This is a genomic window from Pseudomonas sp. SWRI92 (assembly GCF_014268685.1).
Taxonomy (GTDB): domain Bacteria; phylum Pseudomonadota; class Gammaproteobacteria; order Pseudomonadales; family Pseudomonadaceae; genus Aquipseudomonas; species Aquipseudomonas marvdashtae.
Genome location: NZ_JABWQY010000001.1, coordinates 362823 through 384212, shown reverse-complemented (window position 1 = coordinate 384212; position 21390 = coordinate 362823). Strand labels below are relative to the sequence as shown.

Sequence of the window (21390 nt, the reverse complement as noted above, 5' to 3'; positions counted from 1 at the left end):
ACCCCAGGTCCAGGCGTCGCTCATGTTCGTGTTGCAGATTTTCATGCGCAGTCAGCCTCAATGATGGGCTGGCTGCGCAGCTCCCTGCCCGCTCGCGCCGGGCTGGCGGTGATCCTGATCGCCATCCTGGCCCTGGCCAGTTCCTTGAGCGCCGGCTTGATCGCCTGGTTCAGCCAGGGCGACGCTGCCGCCATCAACACCGCCGGTTCCGTGCGCATGGAGACCTACCACCTGAGCTGGAAACTGGCGGCGGGGGCCAACGACGACATCCCGGCGATCATCGCCAGCCTGCAACAACGCCTCGACAGCCCGGCCCTGCGCGTCGTGCTGGAAGACGGGCCGCAAACCTCCCTGCACAAGAGCTATCGCGACCTTATGCAACGCTGGAACCAGACCTTGCGCCCGGCCATCGAGCGTGGCGACGCAGCATTTTTCCAAGGCAGCGCCCCTTCTTTCGTTGAGCAACTGGACCAGTTCGTCACCCTGTTGCAACGCCAGAGCGAACACAAACAAGGCTGGCAGCAGACGATCCAGGGCATGGCGTTGTTCAGCACCATGATCATCCTGCTGATCGGCCTGTATGAATTGCAGTACGGGGTGGTCACGCCCTTGCAGGAACTGGTGGACGCCACCCAGCGCTTTCGCCGTGGCGAATTCCAGGTGCGGGTCAACCATCAGTCCGAGGATGAGCTGGGCCAGTTGGCGACCAGTTTCAACACCATGGCCGAGACCATCGAGCAATCCCACCGCACCCTGGAAGCCCAGGTGCAACAAAAGACCCTGAACCTGCAACAGGCCAATGCCGCCCTCGAATTGCTCTACCAGAGCAGTCGCAGCCTGGCGACGCGCCAGGCCAATGCCGAAGGCTTGGATGAATTGATCCGGCGCTTCCAGCAGCGTTTGCCGGGGTTGCGCCTGACGCTGTGCCTGCAAGGGCAATTGCAGGCGCCGGCCAAGCACCTGTTGGCCCTGCATGGCGCCGCCAGCCGCCAGGTGTGCGCCAGCAGCGATTGCGCCAGCTGCCATAAACATAACGCCGCGCGTCCGCAGGCCTTCAGCATCAGCAACCAGGGCAACGAGCTGGGTGAGCTCAAGGCGCATTTTGTCGACGGTCATGCGGCGCAACCCTGGGAAACCGCATTGATCCAGGCCCTGGCCAATCTGATCGGCACCACGCTGTCGCTCAAGCGCCAGCGTGAGCAGGACCATCGCCTGTTGCTGCTCGACGAGCGCACGATCATCGCCCGGGAACTGCATGACTCCCTCGCCCAGGCCCTGTCGTACATGAAGCTGCAAGTCAGCCGCATGCAGACGCTGATGCGTCGCGGCGAACCGGTGCAGACCCTGGAGGCTGTCACTGGCGAGCTGCGCGAGGGCCTCAATAACGCCTATCGCCAGTTGCGGGAGTTGCTGACCACCTTTCGCTTGCAGATTCGCGACGACGGGCTGGTCCAGGAGCTCAAGGACACTGCCGAGGAATTCTCCAGCCGGGGCGATTTCACAGTCCACCTGTTCATCGACACCCTGGCCTTCGAGTTGGCGGCCAGCGAGCAGATCCACGTCTTGCAGATCACCCGCGAGGCGCTGTCCAACTGCCTGCGCCACGCCCACGCCGAAAACGCCTGGCTCGAACTGCGCCAGGACGGCGAAACCGTGAGGCTGTCCATCGAAGACGATGGCCGTGGCTTCAGTGGCGAAGTCGACCAACGCGAACACCACGGCCTGAACATCATGAACGAACGCGCCCGCAGCCTGCGCGGCGAACTGCAGATTCTCTCCCGAACGCCCCAGGGCACCCGTATCCAGGTGTGCTTCCAACCGGAATTCCTGGGCCACCACCCCGAAGGCATCGCAACATGAACGCCCCCCTGCGTCACACCTTGCTGCTGGTCGACGACCATCCGATGATGCGTCGCGGCATCCGCCAGATGCTCGAACTCGAAGACGATCTGCAGATCGTCGGCGAGGCCAGCCACGGCGAAGAAGCCCTGGCACTGATCGAACCGCTCAAGCCCGACCTGGTGCTGCTGGACAACAACATGCCGCAGATGAATGGCATCGAGACCCTGCGCCGCCTGCGGGCCATGAACTACACCGGCAAGGTGCTGCTGTTCACCGTATCGGACGCCGAAGACGATATCCGCGACGCCCTGCGCCTGGACGCCAACGGCTACCTGCTCAAGGACATGGAACCCGAACTGCTGATCCAGTACATCCGCGACGCGCTCGACGGCGCCCTGGTGATCAGTCCCGGCCTGACCCGCGTCATGGCCCAGGCCCTGCGCTCGCCGCCGCGCCAAGCCGACGTGGAATTGACCGAACGCGAGCGCCAGGTCCTCAGGACCATCGCCAGCGGCTACAGCAACAAGGTCATCGGCCACAAACTCGGCATCACCGAAGGCACGGTCAAGGTCCACGTCAAGAACCTGCTGCACAAGCTCGGCCTGCGCTCCCGGGTCGAAGCGGCGGTGTGGGCGATGGAGCATTTGCGTGGGGCGGGCTGAACCGAGGTTGATGGATAGGCACCTCCCTCGCCACGGGAATTGCGTCGCAGCGACACCCCATCCCTCTTCCGAGGTAAGCCTGCCGAGGCATAGGCCGGCGAGGCCCAGGGCCCTACCATGACGGCACGCGGAGGTACGCCATGCTGACCCACCCTTCCATCGTTCTACTGTTGCGCCGTCATCACCTGTTCAGCCAATTGCCAGAACGGGTTTTCGAAGACGTGTGCAACTTGGCCGTACTCAAGCGGCTGCCTTGCAACAGCACGCTCATGCATCAGGGCGACCCGGCCAAGCGGTTCTTCCTGCTGGTCAGCGGCCAGATCAAATTGTTCCGTGTCACGGGCGAAGGCCAGGAAAACCTGGTGGAAATCATCCAGCCCGGCCAGACCTTTGCCGAGGCCCTGCTGTTCAGCCAGGCCCGTTGTTACCCGGTCAGCGCGTCGGCGATCAAGGACAGCGTGCTGGTGAGCATCGAAGGCACCCATTACCGCAAGGCCCTGGAGGACCAGCCCAAGGTCTGCCTGGCGATCCTGGCCAGCATGAGCATCCACTTGCACCAACGCCTCAAGGACATCGACAACCTGACCCTGGCCAGCGCCAGCCGACGGGTCATCAATTTCCTGTTGCAGGAGCGCGACCCACGTGACGGCCAGGTGGTGCTGCAAGTGTCCAAGCGCCTGGTGGCCTCCAAGCTGGGCATCCAGCCGGAGACCTTTTCACGGATCCTCCATCGTCTGGTCGATGGCGGGTTGATTGCCATGGAGCGACGTAATATTCGCATTCTGGCTGAGGATGAACTGGTGGATTACCAGCAATAACTGGGCAGCCGGCCCTTTTTTTGAGGCCTAGACCCATGCCAACAGATGACCACCCAAAAACAATTGGTCGATCCAGAATCCCTGGTGCAGCAACACAATGAACCAGAACACCACCTGGAACGACACCTTGCGGGTCTTGTGGCGAAACAGCTGCTGGGCGAGCAGCGCGCCGGGCCAGCCGCCCGCCAGTTCCACGGCATGCAGCACGTTCTCCGGCGTGCGCCAGGCGTCGGAACGCGCCTTGCGCTTGTCGCTCCAGTACAACAAAAATGCCACCACACTGACGATGCCATAAGCGACCATCGGCACCCACGATTCGCCTTGCAGCCCGAGCAAGAGCGAGCCGGACAATGGCAAGGCGCAGAGCAACGCAAACACAGCCAGTTTCAATCGCAGGTTCTGCACGGGCCCGCCGGCTTGACGCGCGGCGCGCCTGCCTGAATCGTTCATGGCTTGACCGATGTCCAATCCACCCAGCCAAATTGCCAGGTCGCCAGGATCAACAGGCCGAACGCGATCCGATACCAGGCGAACACCGCGTAGCTGTGGCTGGCGATGAAGCGCAGCAACCCCTTGACCGCGATCATGGCAAAAATGAACGCCGTGACGAAGCCAATCGCGAACACCGGGAAGTCCGCCGGGACGAACAGTTCGCGGTATTTGTAGCCCGAATAAACCGCGGCACCGACCATGGTCGGCATCGCCAGGAAGAACGAAAACTCGGTAGCCGTCTTGCGCGACAGGCCAAACAGCAGGCCGCCGATGATGGTTGCCCCGGAGCGGGAAGTGCCGGGAATCATCGCGATGCACTGGGCCAGGCCGACTTTCAGGGCATCCTTCCACGTCATGTCGTCCACGGTTTCGGCGTGCACGCGGTGTTGGCGCTTCTCGGCCCAGAGCATCACGAAGCCACCCAGCACCAGCGCCGCGGCGACGGTGATCGGGTTGAACAGGTAATGGTGGATCCAGTCGGCAAGCAGTACGCCGAGTATCACGGCGGGGAAAAAAGCAATCAGCAGATTGACGGTAAACCGGCGGGCGCTGGGCTGGGTCGGCAAGCCCAGCACCACCTCGAAGATCTTGCGCCGGAATTCCCAGACCACCGCCAGGATCGCCCCGAGCTGGATGATGATATTGAACGCCATCGAACGCTCGCCACCAAACTCCAGCAAGTCAGCGACAACGATCTGGTGCCCCGTGCTGGAAATCGGCAAGAACTCCGTCAGGCCCTCGACCACGCCAAGAATCAGTGCCGAAAAGGCAGTCCACAAATCCATTCATCCCCCAAAAAAGACCCGTTCGTTCGGGCCTTATCAATATTTAAGCGGTACGCAGGTGCACGCAGCGGCTGCACGATAACCGCGACCTTTCAAAAAAAACCAATGAAAAATCAGAACGGGCTCAGGTTTTGCGCTGCGGGGCCGAAATCCTATCAGACAAGCCCTGCTAACGCTGCCGCGTCATGACCCAGGTCAACCATGTCCAGGCGCCGAGCGTTAGAGTGCCGTCGTCGATAATGACAAGAATAAGAAACCGGAGTGACAGCGTATGAATAGCTTGCGCAGTGTATCGATCAGCCGACGCTTGTGGCTCATCCTGATCGTGTCCATCGTGATGTTGTTCACGCTGGGCGCGTTCATGCTCAAGCAGATCCACACGGATCTGTATCAGGCCAAGTATGAGAAAACCGAGCACGTGGTCCAGACCGCCAGTGGCGTGTTGACCTATTACCATGGGCTGGAAACCGCCGGCACCCTGACCCGCGAGGCGGCACAGAAGCAAGCCCTCAGCGCGGTGCGCGGCCTGCGTTATGACCAGAGCGACTACTTCTGGATCAACGACCTGACGCCGGTCATGGTCATGCACCCGACCAACCCGAAACTCGAAGGCCAGAACCTCTCGGCGATCCGTGACCCGAACGGTTATGCGCTGTTCAATGAAATGGTCGCCATCGCCAAGGCCAAGGGCGCCGGCATGATCAACTACCTCTGGCCGAAACCGGGTGCCGAAGCGCCGGTCGGCAAGACTTCCTACGTCAAATTGTTCGAGCCCTGGGGCTGGATCATCGGCTCGGGTGTCTACGTGGATGACGTGCAGGTCGAGTTCCAGTCCCAGTTGATCAAGGCCTCGTTGATCGGCCTGGCAATCACGCTGATCATGGGCCTGTTCCTGACCTTGATCGTGCGCAGCATCGTCCGGCCCCTACAGGAAACCGTAAACGCCATGGCCAACATCGCCAGCGGCGAGAGCGACCTGACCCGCACCCTCGACACTCACGGCCAGGACGAAGTCACCCAACTGGCGCGGCACTTCAATGCCTTTACCGCCAAGTTGCGCCAAGTGGTGAGCCAGTTGCAGGTTTCGGCCAGTGAATTGGGGCAATCGTCCAACGAACTGGGCAACGACGCCGCGCAAGCCCAGCAGCGCAGCCAACAACAGTCGCAACAAATGGAACTGGTGGCGACCGCCATCAACGAAGTGACCTACGGCGTGCAGGACGTGGCGAAAAACGCCGAACACGCCGCCAGCGAAATGCGCGACGCCGAATCCCAGGCCCAGCAAGGCCAGGTCAATATCGATGGCAGCTTGCAGCAGATCGACCGCCTCTCCCAGACCATCGATCAGGCGGTGGAAGTGATCCGCACCCTGGCCAGCGAAAGCACCCAGATCGGCAGCGTGCTGGAAGTGATCCGCTCGATTGCCGAGCAGACCAACCTGTTGGCGCTCAACGCGGCCATCGAAGCCGCTCGTGCCGGTGAACAGGGCCGCGGGTTTGCCGTGGTGGCCGATGAAGTGCGCCTGCTGGCCCAGCGCACACAAAAATCCACCGCCGAAATCCAGGCCATGATCGAACGCCTGCAAAATCACTCCGAAGCCGCCGTGAAAGTCATCAGCGACAGCAGCCGCGCCTCGCAACTGACCATCGAGCAGGCCGGCCTTGCGGGCGCGAGCCTTAACGCCATCGGCCAGGCCCTGCGCAACCTCAACAGCCTGAACGCCTCCATCGCCAGTGCCACCCTGCAACAGGCCCACGTCGTGGAAGACATCAACCAGAACGTCACCCAAGCCGCCGGCCTGTCCCACAGCACCGCGATGGCGGCGCAACAGTCAAGCCTGGCCAGCGCGCGCCTAAAAGGGCTGAGCGAACAGCTCAACGGGCTGCTCAAGCAGTTTCGGGTCTAAGGACTATTTGGGCCCGTATTGATCAGAAGCGGAACGCGGAGCGCCCCTGACGACATTCCCACGCAGGAGCGTGGGAACGATCGTAATCCCTTGCTCGCCATAGCGGCAGCCCATTCAACATTGGTATTGGAGCTGTCCGCGCCATTACGTTTACAATCCCCGCCCTCTCCGACTTCCCCAAGGAACAACCATGTCCGGGCTTGAACTGTTTGCCGCGGCCCTCGGCGTGATCGCTGTCTGGTTGACCGTCAAGCAGAATCCCTGGTGCTGGCCGATCGGCCTGGTCATGGTGCTGCTGTACAGCTGGATTTTCTTCGAGGTGAAGTTGTACTCCGACATGCTGTTGCAAGGGGTCTATGCCGTGCTGCAACTGTACGGCTGGTGGCAGTGGACCCGCGCTGGCGGCAACCATCACGGACGGCAGGTGACGCGCCTCGGCGGACCCTCGGTGTTGCTCGGCCTGGCCATCGGTGCGGCGGGCAGCTTGCTGTTGGGGGGCGCCATGGCGCAGTGGACCGATGCCGCCCAACCCTGGCTCGACGCGGCGCTCACCGGTTTCAGCCTGGTCGCCCAATGGTGGATGGCGCGCAAACGCGTGCAGTGCTGGCCGCTGTGGATCGTCCTGGATGTGATTTTCGTTGGCCTGTTCATCTACAAGGGCCTGCACCTTACCGCCGCGCTCTATGCCCTGTTCACCCTGCTGGCCGTGCAAGGCTGGCGGGAATGGCGCGCCGACCCGGCACTGCGCACATGAAAGTGGTGGTGCTGACCGGCCCGGAATCCAGCGGCAAGAGTTGGTTGGCGGGGCAGTTGGAGGCGCACTTCGGTGGCGTGCGGGTGGATGAGTACGTGCGCCATTTCATGCAACGAACCCAGCGTGATACCTGCCTGGCCGACATCACCGACATCGCCACCGGGCAACTGGCCTGGGAAGACGCGGCCCGCGCCCGGCAGCCGGCATTGCTGATCCTCGACACCCACCTGCTGAGCAATATTCTCTGGAGCCAGACCCTCTTTGGCGACTGCCCGGACTGGCTCGAACCGGCCTTGCTGGCGCGCCAATACGACCTGCACCTGCTGCTCAGCCCCGAGCAGGTCGAATGGGTCGGCGATGGCCTGCGCTGCCAGCCAGCGCTGACGGAACGGCTGGCGTTTTTCGAGGCGATCGAGCACTGGCTGATGCGCCATCGGCAAGCGTTCCTCAAAGTCGAGGGCGACTGGGCGCAGCGACGCGAGCAGGTGTTTGCAGCGGTGTCGCAGCTCCTCCAGGCTCGATGATGTTTCATCCCTGAAACATCACGACTGCCTCAAACCCGGATCCAGGGCCACCTCGCGGCGTTCCAGCCCTGACTGTCAAGTCACTGAAACACCCTGCCCCAGGGCTCAAATCATAGCCAAACGACAGCAGATGGCCCTTTGCAGCCCATGAGCCTGTCTCAACGATGAAACAGGTTTCGCCATGGAAACCTTACCCATCAGCCAAGCCATTGAATCTATTGGCTTTCCAGAATCCGGCACAACACCTGCTCTTTCCCTTCGCAACGCTGACTAGGGCCAGCGTCCAGTGAAGAAGGAAATGATGTCATGGGGACTTTCAACAGAAGCTTGACCTGTCTGTTAGTGATTGGCTGCGCCGCCGGTGCGACGCTCAGCTTACCGGTGCAGGCCGAGGGCAACGGCGTCATCGTACTCGACCGCGACGTGCAACCGGTTCATATCGGGCGTAACGGCGGTAAAGACCCCTACCCGACCACCGTCAATGCCAATCCATCCGATCGAATCAACCAGGCGACTGCCAGCACCGAGCTGAGCGATGGCGATTTCGCCGGGGTCGCCAGCGGTTCGACGATCCGCAACACCGTCAATCCGAATACCGGTGTGCAAGGCCTCAATGTCGTGACCAACCCCAACGGCATGCCCGGCATGAATGCCGGTCATGGTGGCGGAAGCGGCGGCGCGATCTCGGGCACCATCAATCGCTCGCTGAGTTCCGGCCTGGCCCCATTGGGTCGGCTGGCGGGAGGTCAGTGAGATGAATCCGACCTGGCTCGCGATCGCCCTGCTCGGCTCATCCACCGTGCTCGCCGATCCCGGCGTGGCGGTCACCAGCCATGCCGACCTGCAGAATTCCGGTGGCCGCTACACCGGCAATTTCAACGTCAACCAGGCCGCTGGTGACCAGATCCAGCAGACCAATACCCGCGCCATCGCCATCGGCACCAGCGCCCAGGCCACCACTGTCGTGCGCCAACGCCTCGACACGGCGGCCAGCCGGTCGATGAACGCGAGCGCGCGCATCGGCGGCACCTCCTTCAGCAACGGTAACGGTGTGCTGGGCGTCAACCAGTCCGCCGGGGCCAACAACCAGATGGCCAATGTCATGCGGGTAGGCATCAGTGCCGGTCCGCAAGGCATGGACGACAGCGCCCTTTCCCAACAGAACGTGGCGCTGGTACCGAACTCAGGAGCAACTGACACCCCAACCGGCAGTCGCCAGGTCGCCATCGGCGACCAGGCCTTCACCGGCAGCCGAGGGGTGATCCAGGTGAACCAGAGTGCCGGGGTGGGCAACCGCATGGCTAACACCCTGAGCATCCGGGTCGCTGACTGACCCGGCGCAGCACATAAGAAAGTACCGACACTTAACCAACGACACGCAAGGAGAAACACCATGAAACCTACAATGGCGCTCAAACCATTGGTTTTCGCTCTCGCCGCTGTCATGGCAATGGCTGCACAGGCTGGAGGAAACGGCAACGGTCATGGCAATGGCCATGGCAACCAGGGTCCCAAGGGGCCGACGCTGGAACAATTGCTCTCTATCAGTGCCGGCGCTGGGGCTACGGTGCTGGATGAGCAAAACAGCGACGGCAACGTCGTGACCAACCAGGCAACCCGCAACACCGCCGAAGCCACTGACTCGCTCAATGGCAGCAACGGCAACATGGGCGCCAACATCGCCGCCGGTGACGGCAACCAGCAAGACAACGCCGCCGCATTGGCCACCGCCGATGAAAGCTTCATCTTTGGCTCGGCAGTCGCGGCTTCTAGCGCCACGCAGGTCAATAACAACAACTACGTGAAGAACAACTCCACGCAAAACAACGCTTCTCTCACCAATGCAGGCAACGACGGCTCCGGCAACATCGGCATCAACGTGACCGCCGGCAATTTCAACCAGCAGAAAAACAACCTGGCCATCGCTGTATCGGGCGGCCGTGTCGCCCAGGCTTCTGCCGCGGCTGACCAGTCCTCCACCGGCCTGGTTGTCGACAACAAAGGCGTGAAGACCGATAAGGTCGTTACGCTTACCAACAGCTACGAGGCTTCCGGCACTTTCAAGGCCAAAGGCAACGGTACCGTCGAAGACGACGGTGGCTGGGGCAACAAAGGCGGCTACGGTGGTGGTCACGATGACGACAAGTTCAAGTTCTCCGCCGTGGGGACCTTCGAACTGGCCGGCAGCAACACCCAGCAAGTGCTGACGCGCGACGGCTGGAAAAACCCTGTCTATAACAACGCCACCATGACCAACTCCATGAATGGCTTCTCCGGTAACGGCGGCGCCAACGTGTCGGCGGGCGTGGGCAACCAGCAGAGCAATTCGCTGTCCATTGCGGCCGGCTGCAAGGCCTGCATGTAAGCGCGCACGAAACGAAGCCCCGGCAACGGGGCTTCATTTCCTGGGTTTATCCAAGGCGTATCGATCATGCGTGCGACAGCCCTTTGCCTGTGCATTTGCTTTGCCTGCGCGACCGAAGCCGCGCAGATGCCTGTCGCTGCCCTGCCTGGCGGCATGCTGGTCTACAAACCGGTGCAAAGCGTGCGCGAACGCAAGTTCAGCGACATCGTCGAGCAGAAAACCGATTTCAGTTGCGGTGCCGCCGCACTGGCCACCGTATTGCGCCAGGCCTACTGGCTTGACGTCGATGAAGAGCACGTCATCAAGGGCATGCTGGTAAATGCCGACCAAGACCTGGTCCGCACCCAGGGTTTTTCCATGCTGGACATGAAGCGCTACGTGGAAACCATCGGCATGCGCGCTCGAGGCTATCGGATACCGCCGGAAAAACTCGCCGCGGTGACGATCCCGGTCGTGGTCCTGATGGAGATACGCGGCTACAAGCATTTCGTGGTGCTGCAGCGGGCCGACAAGCAATGGGTCTACATCGCTGACCCGGTGCTGGGGCACAAACGCTACGCCCATGATGAGTTCATCAAGGGCTGGAACGGCATCGTCTTTGCCATCGTCGGCCCCGGTTACGACAAGACCAACGCCTTGCGCAGCCCACCGCAACCGCTGACGGCGCGTAACAAGCTGGACGGTTTCAACCCGGTCAAGGACGCGGAACTGATGGATTTCGGCTTCATCCAGAGCGACTTTTTCTAATCGCCGAACAACTGCCAAAAAAATACAAAAGGAGCAGGATGCTCCGGGAGCAACACATGAAAAGCTCATACTGGCTCACGCTGGCCTGCCTGGCCGCAACGACGTCGGGTCTTGCCCACGCCGGTTTCAAACCCATCGAAGTCAAGGACCAGGAGCTCGCCGAGCTGCGCGGTCGTTACGTCATGCCCGGACGGGTGATCAGCTTTGGCATCGTCATGACCAGCACTTGGCGCAACGCCAGTGGCGACTTGATCGGCGCCTCCAGTGCCATGCAGATCCAGGCCTCCACGGTCAAACCCGAGTTCTATGTCTCCACCATCAAACAGACCGGTAACGGCAGCGCCCCGCAGCAGGGCAATGGCACGATTACCGGCGGTGCCGGCCTTGGCTCAGGCCAGGGTGTGACCCAGAGCGTGCGCGCCGCGGGCGACGGTAATACCGCTTACAACAACGTCAGCATCAACGTGAAGGAAAGCAGCCAGGCACCTGCGCTGGCGCCCTCCCAAGGCCAACTGCTTGGCAAAGGCCAGACCATCAGCGGCAGCAACGCCGCCGGCAGTGTCGCGGTCACGGCCACAGGCAGCGGCGTGCAGATGGCGATCCAGGCCAGCCACAACCAGGGCGGCACACTGCACCAGGTGGCCCAAGGCGGCTTGCTGCAAAACACTCGCCTGCTGGGCAACAGCAACCTGGTCAACAACATGACCCAGCTCAACGTGGTGCTGAACAGCAACGGCCCCAGCGCCGGAGCGTTGGACTGCAACCTCACGCAACTGCGCGGGCTTCGCAACCTCGGATATTGATCTACGCTGATCTCCGATCATTGAGCAAATAGGGACGGCATATTTCATGTATCGATCCGTATCGTTGCGCGCTGTGATGTGTTTGACCTCGATGTTCCCGGCAACCGTGTTGCAAGCGGCACCGGACGCGGACATCGAAGCCTTGAAACAAGAACTTCTCGAGCTCAGGCAACGCTACGAGGTCCAGCAAAAAGCCCTGGCGGTACTCGAACAACGGGTCCGCCAGGTAGAAGATCAACCCGCCGCACCGCCGCCCAAGCGCCTGGCCAAGTCCCCGGCCGACATGAAGGGCAACCAGGGCGTGGCCGGCAGCGGCACCGCAACGGCCGGCGGCAGCGGCTACGGGCAATCGCTCGCCGACGACTCGCAACCGGCGCAGAGCGTCTCCAACCTCTACGACGAGGCCAGCGGCTTTTTCGGCGGCGGCAAGTTCAGCTTCGAAACCGGCGTGACCTACTCACGCTATGACACCCGGCAGTTGATCCTCAACGGCTTCCTGGCGCTGGATTCGATTTTCCTGGGCAACATCAATCTCGACCGGATCAAGGCCGACACCTGGACGCTGGACCTGACCGGCCGCTATAACTTCGACAACCGCTGGCAGTTCGACCTCAACGTGCCGGTGATCTACCGCGAATCCACGTACCAGTCCGGTGGCGCGAACAACGGCGCGGCCGGCGTCACCAGCGAAGAAACCGTGACCCGCGACCCCACCATCGGCGACGTCAATTTCGGCATCGCCTACAAGTTCATGGATGAATCGATCAACTCCCCCGATGCGGTGTTGACCCTACGGGTCAAGGCCCCCACCGGCAAGGACCCGTTCGGCATCAAGCTGCGCCAGTCCCAGGTCAATACCAACCTGTTCGTGCCTGAAGACCTGCCCACCGGTAACGGCGTCTGGTCGATCACACCCGGGATTTCCCTGGTCAAGACCTTTGATCCGGCGGTGCTGTTCGGCAGCCTTTCCTACACTCATAACCTGGAAGAATCCTTCGACGACATCAGCTCCACGGTCAACCAGGAAGTGCCGGGCAAGGTGCGGATCGGCGACAGCTTCCAGATCGGCGCGGGCATTGCGTTTGCCTTGAACGAAAAGATGAGCATGTCGTTCTCGGTCTCTGACCTGATCCAGAAAAAAAGCAAGCTCAAGCAGGACGGTGGGGATTGGGAATCGGTGGTGTCCAGCGACGCCAATGCAGGCTATTTCAACATCGGCATGACCGTGGCCGCCAGCGACAACCTGACCATCGTGCCCAACCTGTCCATCGGGCTGACCGACGATGCGCCGGACTTCACCTTCAGCCTGAAATTTCCGTATTACTTCTAACGCGGCGGATGATCTTGCAAAAAAACCTTGTGGGGCCGGCAAGCGCGCTGCCACAAGGTTTGATTGAACGCTCTAGCGGATCTGATGCTTGTGCAACAACCGATAAAAAGTCGGTCGTGACACGCCTAGCACCTTGGCCGCCACACTCAAGTTGTCGCTGTGGCGGTTGAGCACATCGCTCAGCGCCTGGCGCTCGGCGCGGGTCTTGTAGTCTTCCAGTGTGCCCATCGGGGCCGTCACGCCTTGACGGCTGGCCAGGCCCAGGTCCCGGGCTTCGATCTGCCGCCCCTCCGCCAGCACCAGGCCGCGTCGAACCCGGTTGGCCAGCTCTCGCACATTGCCGGGCCAGTCGTGCATACCCATCGCCACCAACGCATCTTCGCTGAAGCTGCGAGAACGGCGACCGGTTTCATGGCTGTAGAAATGCGAAAAATGGCTGGCCAGCATCGCCAGGTCGCCATGGCGTTCACGCAATGGCGCCATGACCACTTGCAGGACGTTCAAGCGATAGTACAAATCCTCGCGAAAACGCCTGTGCTCGATCGCAGCTTCCAGATCCACATGAGTCGCGGCCAGTATGCGCACGTCGACCGGAATAGGCTGGCTGCCGCCGACTCGCTCAATATGTTTTTCCTGGAGGAAACGCAGCAGATTGGCTTGCAGCTCCAGCGGCAGATCGCCGACTTCGTCGAGAAATAGCGTGCCGCCATGAGCTGCTTCGATTCGCCCGATCTTGCGCTGGTGGGCGCCGGTGAAAGCACCCTTCTCGTGGCCAAACAATTCAGACTGGATCAGGTGCTCGGGGATCGCTCCGCAATTGATCGCAATGAACGGCTTGTTACGCCGATGGGACTGGCGATGCAACGTGTGGGCGACCAGTTCCTTGCCGGTGCCGCTTTCTCCACGAATCAATACCGGTGATTCGGCGGGCGCCAGCTTGGCCAATAACTTTCGCAGTTCGCGGATGGGTTTGCTGTCGCCCAGCAGTTCGTGTTCAGGCTCATCAATGTGAATCGAGCCCTGCCCCCGCAGGCGCGCCATGCCGAATGCGCGGCCCAGCGTCACCTGGACCCGAGACACGTCGAACGGCAAGGTATGGAAATCGAAAAACCACTCGCAGACAAAATCGCCGACATTCTTCAGGCGCAGCACTTCCTGGTTGAGCACGGCGATCCATTCGGTGCCGCTGCGGCTGATCAGTTCCTTGACCGCTTCGGGTCGCTCCAGATGTGCCGGTTGCAAGCGCAACAGGCCGACGTCGCATGTCCGGTCCGCGGCATGCTCAAGGGTGCAACTCTCGACGTCCCAGCCCACCGTCCGCAGACCGGGCAATAAGCGATGACAATCATCGCAGGGATCAACCACGAGCAGACGACGTGACGTACTGGCTTCGATCATGACTGATCCTTGGCGCCAAAAATAAGAAATATGAGTAGAAACAGGCGTTTGGCGAACCTGCATGTAACAGTAGCAAGAAGTTGACGGCGGCTTGTATCAATTGATTATTGAAGAGCGCTGAAAGTGGTTATAAGGCGGGGTTTCGTTAGTTGCCGCTTACTTGAATCTTTCAGGAAGCTTTCAAACAAAAGCGCAAAACCCAGGTCTGAAAGAAAATCGAAATTTATTTGTAGATTGTGTGACCTGTGCCCCGGTTCGGGGCATCAGTACAAGTAACCAGCCGCACGGTACGCCCAACCGACGGCACATCATTTGAATGGGCACTTTTGAGAGATAACGCCATGAACGCCCCGCTCCGTATCAACGAAGCTCTTTTGATTGCCGACCGCGCATTCCGTCCTTTCCAATGCGTGGCCTGGGCTCCACAAGACGGTAACGGCGAACTGAGCCTGACCGTCATCGACCGCACCAATACGCACATTGGTCGCACCCAGATTCCAAGCAGCGCCTACACCGACCCGGCCCAACTGGCCGACCTGTTGAAACAGGCGCGCGCTGAATTGAGCCAGGAAGGTTACAAACTGCAATCCTGGTCCATGCCTGAATAAACACTTCCTGCCAGCCGGTAATGATTTGCCGGCTTGGTACTGGATTGAAAAGCCACTGTTTCGGCACGAATTGTCCTCACAACTGAAGACCTGACAGTTGTGCATTATCAGATTCGCGGATTGAATGTCTGGCGTCATGCAATCACCTCCCTCTTCGGGACGGTCGATGCGCAAGGAGAGGCCTGCATGTTCGATCAATCCGCACTCATGCTTGCGACACCCGCGACCTATCCCGGTCAACTCGATTCAGGCTTTGCCGACGCCGGCAAAGCCTGGGTTCGTTTCGCCGACGACACTTCAAGCCTCACCACCGGACTGACCATTGACCAGGCTGGCCGGATCTTGCTCGCAGCCCGCGTCAATACGCCCCAGGGTTGCCGCTTCGGCCTGACGCGACTCACTGCTGACGGCTCGATCGACAAGAGCTTTGCGGCCCACGGCTATATCGTCGGGTCGTTTGAAAAGGGTTGCGAAGCCACAGCGGGCAAAGTCATTGAACTGCCCGACGGAAATATCCTGTTGTCGGGCCTGCACTACGAAGAGACCAACCATACCCTTCCCGCCCTGGCATTGTTCGACCCGCATGGCCGTGCCGTCCCAGGCTTCGGCGAGGCCGGCAAACAGGTCGTCCGGCTGTGCGGCAATCTTTCCCAAGGGTTGCGTGATCCCTGGCTGCCGCCCGGCGTGCCTGGGATGGAGGCTTGCGACATCCGAGTGCAGGCCGATGGCGGGATACTCTTGCTGGCCAACCACCATTTCCAGATGTCCGATCATGTCGGGGTGCTGATCCGCCTATTGCCCGACGGCTCGCTGGACAGCTCGTTCAACAGTCGCGGTTTCGTGATGGTCCGGCGGCTGCTGAAGAATACCTGGTTGGGCTGCCTGAACCTGCAGGCAGACGGCAGCGTCATCGCAGGGGGTGTCATCGACTTGCCCCAGCGCGGATTGGTGGTGCGCTACGATTCCACCGGCAAGCTCGATGACAGCTTTGCTGAGGACGGCTTCCTGTCCATCGGGGCCCAGGGCCGCAGCGTAATGATCAGCCAAGTCGTCCAGCACGGGAACGGTGATTTGCAGGCGTTCGGCAGCAGCCGAGACCCGATGCATTGCCTGTCGCTGAAGATTCGACAGGATGGCCAACCGGCCCATGGGGCCAACGAGGACCCGTGCCGCCTCTTGGCGTTTGGCAACACTGCCAGTCAATGGATGGCAGCCCAGATCCAGCCGGACGCAAAGGTACTGACCGCCGGTGCAACCATCGGGGGTATCGAGGCCGATTTCGTCCTGGCCCGACATCTGTCGGACGGCCATCTCGACCCGAATTTTGGCCAGGGCCAGGGCTGGGTCCGCACTCGGCTCGGCTACAGTCTCGATACCGCTACGTCCGTGGCCGCACAAGCCGATGGGAAAATACTGGTAGGCGGTTACTCGTTGCATGGCAGCCCAAAGGCCGTCGTGATGCGATATTGGGCCTAAGCACCGCCTCCAATTTCCGGCCCGCCATCAGGCGGGCATTACTCATGCCTTCGAAGAGGCGAAGAAACGCAGCACCAGGATGCCTGCGAGTGCAGCCAGGGTAGAACCGGCCAATACGCCAACCTTGACCTCATCAATGAGCAGCTGGGAGCCTGGGAACGCCAGGTTTCCTATAAACAAGCTCATCGTGAACCCGATCCCGCACAACAACGCCACCCCATATACCTGCCGCCACGAACTGTGGGTCGGCATTTGCGCCAGCCCGCTCTTGATCGCCACCAGCGCGAAGGTGAAGACACCTATCTGCTTACCCAGCAACAGTCCTGCAGCGACGCCCAATGGCACGGGATCAAGCAGGCTGCTCAAAGACACGCCGGCCAGAGAAACGCCCGCATTGGCAAAGCCAAAAATGGGCATCACGACGAAAGCAACCCACGGCGATAACCGCCGCTCAAGCCTGAGCGACGGAGACTTCGCTTCATCGGCGTCTTTGTTCAGCGGGATGCAAAAGGCAAGTGCGACACCCGCCAGCGTGGCGTGTACGCCAGATTTGAGCACCAGCACCCACAGCACCGCCCCTAGCACCAGATAGGGCAACAGCCGGATGACCCCGGCCTTGTTCATGATCAGCAGCACGGCGATCACCGCGGCGGATGCCGCAAGCATGGTCACATCCAGGCCGGCGCTATAGAAGACGGCGATGATGGCGACCGCGCCCAGGTCATCCAGAATGGCGAGGGCGGAGAGAAAGACCTTCAGGGACATTGGCACTCGGTTGCCCAACAGGGAGAGCACGCCTAGCGCAAACGCGATGTCGGTGGCGGCCGGGATGGCCCAACCCGCCAACGTTTCAGCAGAACTCCTGTTGACCCAGGCGTAGATAAGGGCAGGCACAATCATGCCCCCCAGCGCTGCGAAACCCGGCAGCGCTCTCTGGCTCCATTTGGCCAGCTCCCCAACCTGCATCTCGCGCTTGATTTCGAGGCCTACCAGAAGAAAGAACACTGCCATCAACGCATCATTGACCCAATGCTCGACGGACATGCCCAGAAAAGAAGCATGCAGTGCTTTGGTATAACTTGCGAACAGCGGGCTGTTAGCCACGATCAGCGCGGCGAGCGCCGAAAGCATGAGCACGATGCCGCCTGAGGATTCCGATTGCATGAAGCGTTCGAGTGGCGTGGCCGCGCGCGAATCACCGCCCTGAGTTGAGCTGTTCCCCATTATTTCCTCCTGTTGTCCGATCAGCACCGGATTCTACCCAATACTCAGGCGTGCCGGGCAGTTGTCTTACAACTTCATGGAAACAAAATCAGGGCAGGTAAAAACGGGCGTGGCGGCTGGAATGACGTCCCATGGGTGGAACGAGCCTGCACGCTCCTCCCATGGAGACCTGTGACGTTATTTGGGCAGGATGTACCGTTCGATCGCCAATGCCGCGCCATCCTCGGTGTTGGCTGCGGTAATCACGTCAGCCTGGCGCTTGATCGCCTCCTCCGCCTGACCCATCGCAATCGAGAAGCCCGCCCGGTGGAACATCGCCGGGTCGTTGCCGCCGTCCCCCATCGCAGCCGTCTGTTCCAGCGGCACGCCCAGGAAGTCAGCCAGGGTCGACAAGGCTTGCCCTTTGTTGGCCTTCATGGCTGTCACGTCGAGATAGATCGGTTGTGAACGGGACACTTGGGCCTGGCCCTTGAGCAGCGGATGCAGCCGCGCCTCGAGTTCCACCAGCAGATCGGTGTTGGCGCTGGTCGCGACGATCTTGTCGATGCGCTCCAGGTAAGGCTCGAAGCTCTGCACTTCCACGGGCGGATAACCTAGCCCACGCGTTTCCACTGGCACCATGGGGCCGTTGGCATCGCGTACCAACCAATCGCCGTCGGCAAATACCCATACCTCGATACCCGGCTGATCGGCGTACAGGGCCAGCGTGCTCAGTGCCGCCTCGGGTGGCAGATAGTGCACGGCGAGAAAACTGCCGTCCGGATGCACCAGCGTGCCGCCGTTGAAGGCTGCGGTCGGCAAATCGACGCCCAGGGTTTCGATCTGCTGCAACATGGCCCGGGGCGGACGCCCGGTGGCCAGGCTGAACAGCACACCAGCCTCGCGTAATGAGCGGACCGCTTCGACGGTGCGCTGGTTCAGGCTGTGGTCGGGCAGCAGCAGCGTGCCGTCCATGTCGCTGAGCAAAAAACGGATGGGGTGTTTCGGCTGGCCACTCATCCGAGGCCATGCCAGACGCGACCGTCGCGAGTCAGCAGATCGTGGGCGGCGGTCGGACCGTCTTCCCCGGCCTGGTACGGCTGGACAGCGGCGTCCTCACGCCAGGCATCGAGGAACGGCTGCACCGCACGCCAGCCGTTCTCAATATTGTCGGCACGCTGGAACAGCGTCTGGTCGCCCGTCAGGCAATCGTAGATCAAGGTCTCGTAACCCGTTGACGGCTGCATTTCAAAGAAGTCCTTATAGGCAAAGCCCAACTCGATATTGGCCATGTCGAGTGCCGGCCCTGGCCGTTTGGCCAGCAGGTCGAACCACATGCCTTCGTTGGGCTGAATCTGGATTCTCAAGTACGTGGGTTGCAATTCGTCGACTTCGGTGTCGCGAAACTGCGCATAAGGCGCCGGTTTGAAGCAGATGACGATTTCGGTGTCGCGCACGCTCATGCGCTTGCCGGTGCGCAGGTAGAACGGCACGCCTACCCAGCGCCAGTTATCGATCATGACCTTAAGGGCGACGTAGGTTTCGGTGTTGCTATCGGGCGCTACGTTGGTTTCCTCCCGGTAACCACTGACAGACTGGCCATTTACCTGGCCTGCGGTGTACTGGCCACGCACCGAGTTGGCCCGGGCCTGCTCCACCGACCAGGGCCGGATCGCCCCCACCACCTTGGCCTTCTCGCCACGCACGGCATCGGCGCCGAACGCGGCCGGCGGCTCCATCGCCACCATCGCCAGCAACTGGAACAAATGGTTAGGGACCATGTCCCGCAGCGCGCCGGTGTGCTCGTAGAAACTGCCCCGGGTCTCCACGCCGACCGTTTCGGCAGCGGTAATCTGTACGTGGTCGATGTAGTGGTTGTTCCAGAACGCCTCGAACAGGCTGTTGGAGAAGCGGCTGACGAGAATGTTCTGTACCGTCTCCTTGCCCAGGTAATGGTCGATCCGATAGATCTGTTTCTCGCTCATGACCTTGAGCAGGCAGGCATTGAGCGCCTCGGCGGTTTGCAGGTCGGAGCCGAACGGCTTCTCGATCACCACACGCCGGAACGCCTCATCCTGCTCCTGAAGCAGCCCGGCCGCGCCGAGGCGACGAACCACTTCACTGAAAAAACGTGGCGCGGTCGCCAGGTAGAAGACCGCATTGCCGGTGCCGCTGGCGGCGATTTTCGCCGCCAGCGCTTGGTAGGTGCTGTCATCGAGAAAATCACCCTGGACATAACTGATGCCCCGGGCCAGCTTGGACCACAGCGCCGGATCGAGTGCGCGGTCGGCATCGCCGCCCTTGCTCGCCGCTTCGTTACGGATGAAATCCTCGAGTTTTTTTGCAAAGTCCACATCGCTGATAGCGTTGTGGTCGACACCGACGATCTGCAGGCCATCACCCAACAGCCCGTCACGACTGAGGTGGTAAAGCGCCGGCATCAGCAGGCGCTTGACCAAGTCACCATGGGCACCGAACAGGAACAGCGTGGTCGGTGGCGCGGGTTCTGCCTTGGATTTCCTGCCGATCGAGGTCATTTTTTCGGCGTCTCCACATGGCCGCCGAAGCCGAAACGCATGGCTGAGAGCATCTTGTCACCATAGGTGGCTTGCTGGCGGGAGCGGAAACGCGCGAACAGCGAACTGGACAGTACCGGCACCGGCACCGCTTGCTCGATGGCGGCTTCGATGGTCCAACGCCCTTCACCGCTGTCGGCGACTTCACCGGAAAACCCGTCCAGCTTCGGATCACTGGCCAACGCGTCGGCGGTCAGGTCCAGCAGCCAGGACGACACCACGCTGCCACGGCGCCAGACTTCGGCGATATCGGCCAGGTTCAGGTCGAAACGCTGCTCTGGCGGCAGGCTCTCGCTGGATTTGGTCTTGAGGATATCGAAGCCTTCGGCAAAGGCCTGCATCATTCCGTATTCGATGCCGTTGTGGATCATCTTGACGAAATGACCGGAACCGGCCGGGCCCGCATGGATGTAGCCACGTTCGGCGCGGTCGTCGTCGGACTTGCGGTCGCGGGTGCGTGGGATATCGCCCATGCCCGGCGCCAGGCTGGCGAACAACGGGTCCAGGCGCTTCACGACTTCGGCGTCACCGCCGATCATCATGCAATAGCCGCGCTCAAGGCCCCAGACGCCGCCGGAGGTGCCGACGTCGATGTAGCCCAAGCCTTGTTCCGAGAGCGCCTGGGCGCGACGGATGTCGTCCTTGTAGTACGTGTTGCCGCCATCGATGATGACGTCGCCCGGTTCCAGCAACTCGCTCAGCGCGGTGATGGTGTCTTCGGTGGGTGCGCCGGCGGGCAGCATGACCCAGACCGCTCGCGGTTTTTCCAGGCCGGCGACCAGCGCCGGCAAATCCGCGACGCCCGTTGCGCCTTCCTGGCTCAGGTTTTCGACAAAAGCGGCATTGCGGTCATACACGACGGTGGTGTGCCCATTGAGCATCAGGCGCCGCGCAATATTGCCGCCCATGCGGCCCAGTCCAATGATCCCGAGTTGCATGTGCTGATGCTCCCTACTACAAATAAAGGTGTGTCAAAGATGAAACGCAATCGACTAGTGGAGGTTAGTCCAGAGCATTGCCGCATAGTTTCCGGGTTAAATCGCCCGATCACAAAGGATAACGTTCAAAAACCGGCGGAAGACACGCCGACCATGAAAAATA

At 61.1% G+C, this 21390-nt stretch carries 21 protein-coding genes; 14 read left to right on the top strand and 7 right to left on the bottom strand.

Annotated elements, in window-relative coordinates; translation table 11 throughout:
* The first annotated feature begins 60 nt into the window (after positions 1-60).
* The 3 genes from HU762_RS01430 (at position 61) to HU762_RS01420 (ending at position 3322) form a co-directional block, all read left to right on the top strand.
* Entirely contained in the window at positions 61-1860 is a 1800-nt protein-coding gene (locus tag HU762_RS01430) for a HAMP domain-containing protein (protein ID WP_186631878.1), read from the top strand.
* Positions 1857-2504: a two-component system response regulator NarL gene (gene narL / locus HU762_RS01425; RefSeq protein ID WP_186631875.1), complete on the top strand. Its 648-nt coding sequence runs from the start codon at positions 1857-1859 to the stop codon at positions 2502-2504. Before HU762_RS01430 ends, narL begins: the two co-directional genes overlap by 4 nt.
* A gap of 140 nt (positions 2505-2644) precedes the next feature.
* Positions 2645-3322: a Crp/Fnr family transcriptional regulator gene (locus HU762_RS01420; protein ID WP_186631872.1), complete on the top strand. Its 678-nt coding sequence runs from the start codon at positions 2645-2647 to the stop codon at positions 3320-3322.
* Positions 3323-3349: 27 nt separating this feature from the next.
* On the opposite strand, the gene HU762_RS01415 is transcribed toward HU762_RS01420, so the two are convergent.
* Positions 3350-3772, bottom strand: coding sequence for a DUF1294 domain-containing protein (locus HU762_RS01415; protein ID WP_186631870.1), 423 nt, complete (start codon positions 3770-3772; stop codon positions 3350-3352).
* A complete protein-coding gene (locus HU762_RS01410) occupies positions 3769-4599 on the bottom strand; it encodes an undecaprenyl-diphosphate phosphatase (RefSeq protein WP_186631867.1) in 831 nt (276 codons plus the stop codon). Before HU762_RS01410 ends, HU762_RS01415 begins: the two co-directional genes overlap by 4 nt.
* Before the next feature lie 271 nt (positions 4600-4870).
* Between HU762_RS01410 and HU762_RS01405 the strand changes: the two genes are divergently transcribed.
* From HU762_RS01405 to HU762_RS01365, 9 genes are all read left to right on the top strand, one after another.
* Positions 4871-6505: a methyl-accepting chemotaxis protein gene (locus tag HU762_RS01405; protein ID WP_186631864.1), complete on the top strand. Its 1635-nt coding sequence runs from the start codon at positions 4871-4873 to the stop codon at positions 6503-6505.
* A 190-nt stretch (positions 6506-6695) separates the two neighbouring features.
* A complete protein-coding gene (gene pnuC / locus HU762_RS01400; RefSeq protein WP_186631862.1) occupies positions 6696-7259 on the top strand; it encodes a nicotinamide riboside transporter PnuC in 564 nt (187 codons plus the stop codon).
* Entirely contained in the window at positions 7256-7783 is a 528-nt protein-coding gene (locus tag HU762_RS01395) for an AAA family ATPase (protein WP_186632942.1), read from the top strand. The genes pnuC and HU762_RS01395 overlap by 4 nt, the downstream gene beginning before the upstream one ends.
* Positions 7784-8089: 306 nt before the next feature.
* The gene (locus HU762_RS01390; protein WP_186631859.1) at positions 8090-8536 is read left to right on the top strand and encodes a hypothetical protein; all 447 of its coding nucleotides are present in this window, start codon (positions 8090-8092) and stop codon (positions 8534-8536) included.
* 1 nt (position 8537) lies between these two features.
* Positions 8538-9116, top strand: a complete 579-nt coding sequence (locus HU762_RS01385; protein WP_186631856.1) for an adhesin — start codon at positions 8538-8540, stop codon at positions 9114-9116.
* A gap of 60 nt (positions 9117-9176) precedes the next feature.
* Positions 9177-10148, top strand: coding sequence for a heme utilization protein (locus HU762_RS01380; RefSeq protein ID WP_186631853.1), 972 nt, complete (start codon positions 9177-9179; stop codon positions 10146-10148).
* 66 nt (positions 10149-10214) lie between these two features.
* Complete coding sequence (locus HU762_RS01375) at positions 10215-10895, top strand: C39 family peptidase (RefSeq protein WP_186631850.1); 681 nt, start codon at positions 10215-10217, stop codon at positions 10893-10895.
* A gap of 56 nt (positions 10896-10951) precedes the next feature.
* On the top strand, positions 10952-11698 hold the full coding sequence (locus HU762_RS01370) for a hypothetical protein (protein WP_186631847.1): 747 nt from the start codon (positions 10952-10954) through the stop codon (positions 11696-11698).
* Between the two features lie 46 nt (positions 11699-11744).
* Positions 11745-13028, top strand: coding sequence for a hypothetical protein (locus HU762_RS01365; protein ID WP_186631844.1), 1284 nt, complete (start codon positions 11745-11747; stop codon positions 13026-13028).
* Between the two features lie 72 nt (positions 13029-13100).
* Here the strand turns inward: HU762_RS01365 and HU762_RS01360 are convergent, their stop codons facing one another.
* Positions 13101-14426, bottom strand: a complete 1326-nt coding sequence (locus HU762_RS01360) for a sigma-54 dependent transcriptional regulator (RefSeq protein WP_186631842.1) — start codon at positions 14424-14426, stop codon at positions 13101-13103.
* Between the two features lie 341 nt (positions 14427-14767).
* Between HU762_RS01360 and HU762_RS01355 the strand changes: the two genes are divergently transcribed.
* Positions 14768-15034 carry a hypothetical protein gene (locus HU762_RS01355; protein ID WP_030142711.1) on the top strand — a complete coding sequence of 89 codons (267 nt, stop codon included), beginning with the start codon at positions 14768-14770 and terminating at the stop codon, positions 15032-15034.
* A 186-nt stretch (positions 15035-15220) separates the two neighbouring features.
* Positions 15221-16510, top strand: a complete 1290-nt coding sequence (locus tag HU762_RS01350) for a hypothetical protein (protein ID WP_186631840.1) — start codon at positions 15221-15223, stop codon at positions 16508-16510.
* Between the two features lie 42 nt (positions 16511-16552).
* On the opposite strand, the gene nhaA is transcribed toward HU762_RS01350, so the two are convergent.
* The 4 genes from nhaA to gnd form a co-directional block, all read right to left on the bottom strand.
* The gene (gene nhaA / locus HU762_RS01345) at positions 16553-17734 is read right to left on the bottom strand and encodes a Na+/H+ antiporter NhaA (protein ID WP_186610639.1); all 1182 of its coding nucleotides are present in this window, start codon (positions 17732-17734) and stop codon (positions 16553-16555) included.
* A 177-nt stretch (positions 17735-17911) separates the two neighbouring features.
* Positions 17912-18733: an HAD family hydrolase gene (locus HU762_RS01340; RefSeq protein ID WP_186631838.1), complete on the bottom strand. Its 822-nt coding sequence runs from the start codon at positions 18731-18733 to the stop codon at positions 17912-17914.
* Positions 18730-20250: a glucose-6-phosphate dehydrogenase gene (zwf, locus tag HU762_RS01335; RefSeq protein ID WP_186631835.1), complete on the bottom strand. Its 1521-nt coding sequence runs from the start codon at positions 20248-20250 to the stop codon at positions 18730-18732. Before zwf ends, HU762_RS01340 begins: the two co-directional genes overlap by 4 nt.
* The gene (gnd, locus tag HU762_RS01330; RefSeq protein WP_346656824.1) at positions 20247-21251 is read right to left on the bottom strand and encodes a phosphogluconate dehydrogenase (NAD(+)-dependent, decarboxylating); all 1005 of its coding nucleotides are present in this window, start codon (positions 21249-21251) and stop codon (positions 20247-20249) included. Before gnd ends, zwf begins: the two co-directional genes overlap by 4 nt.
* Between the last annotated feature and the right edge of the window lie 139 nt (positions 21252-21390).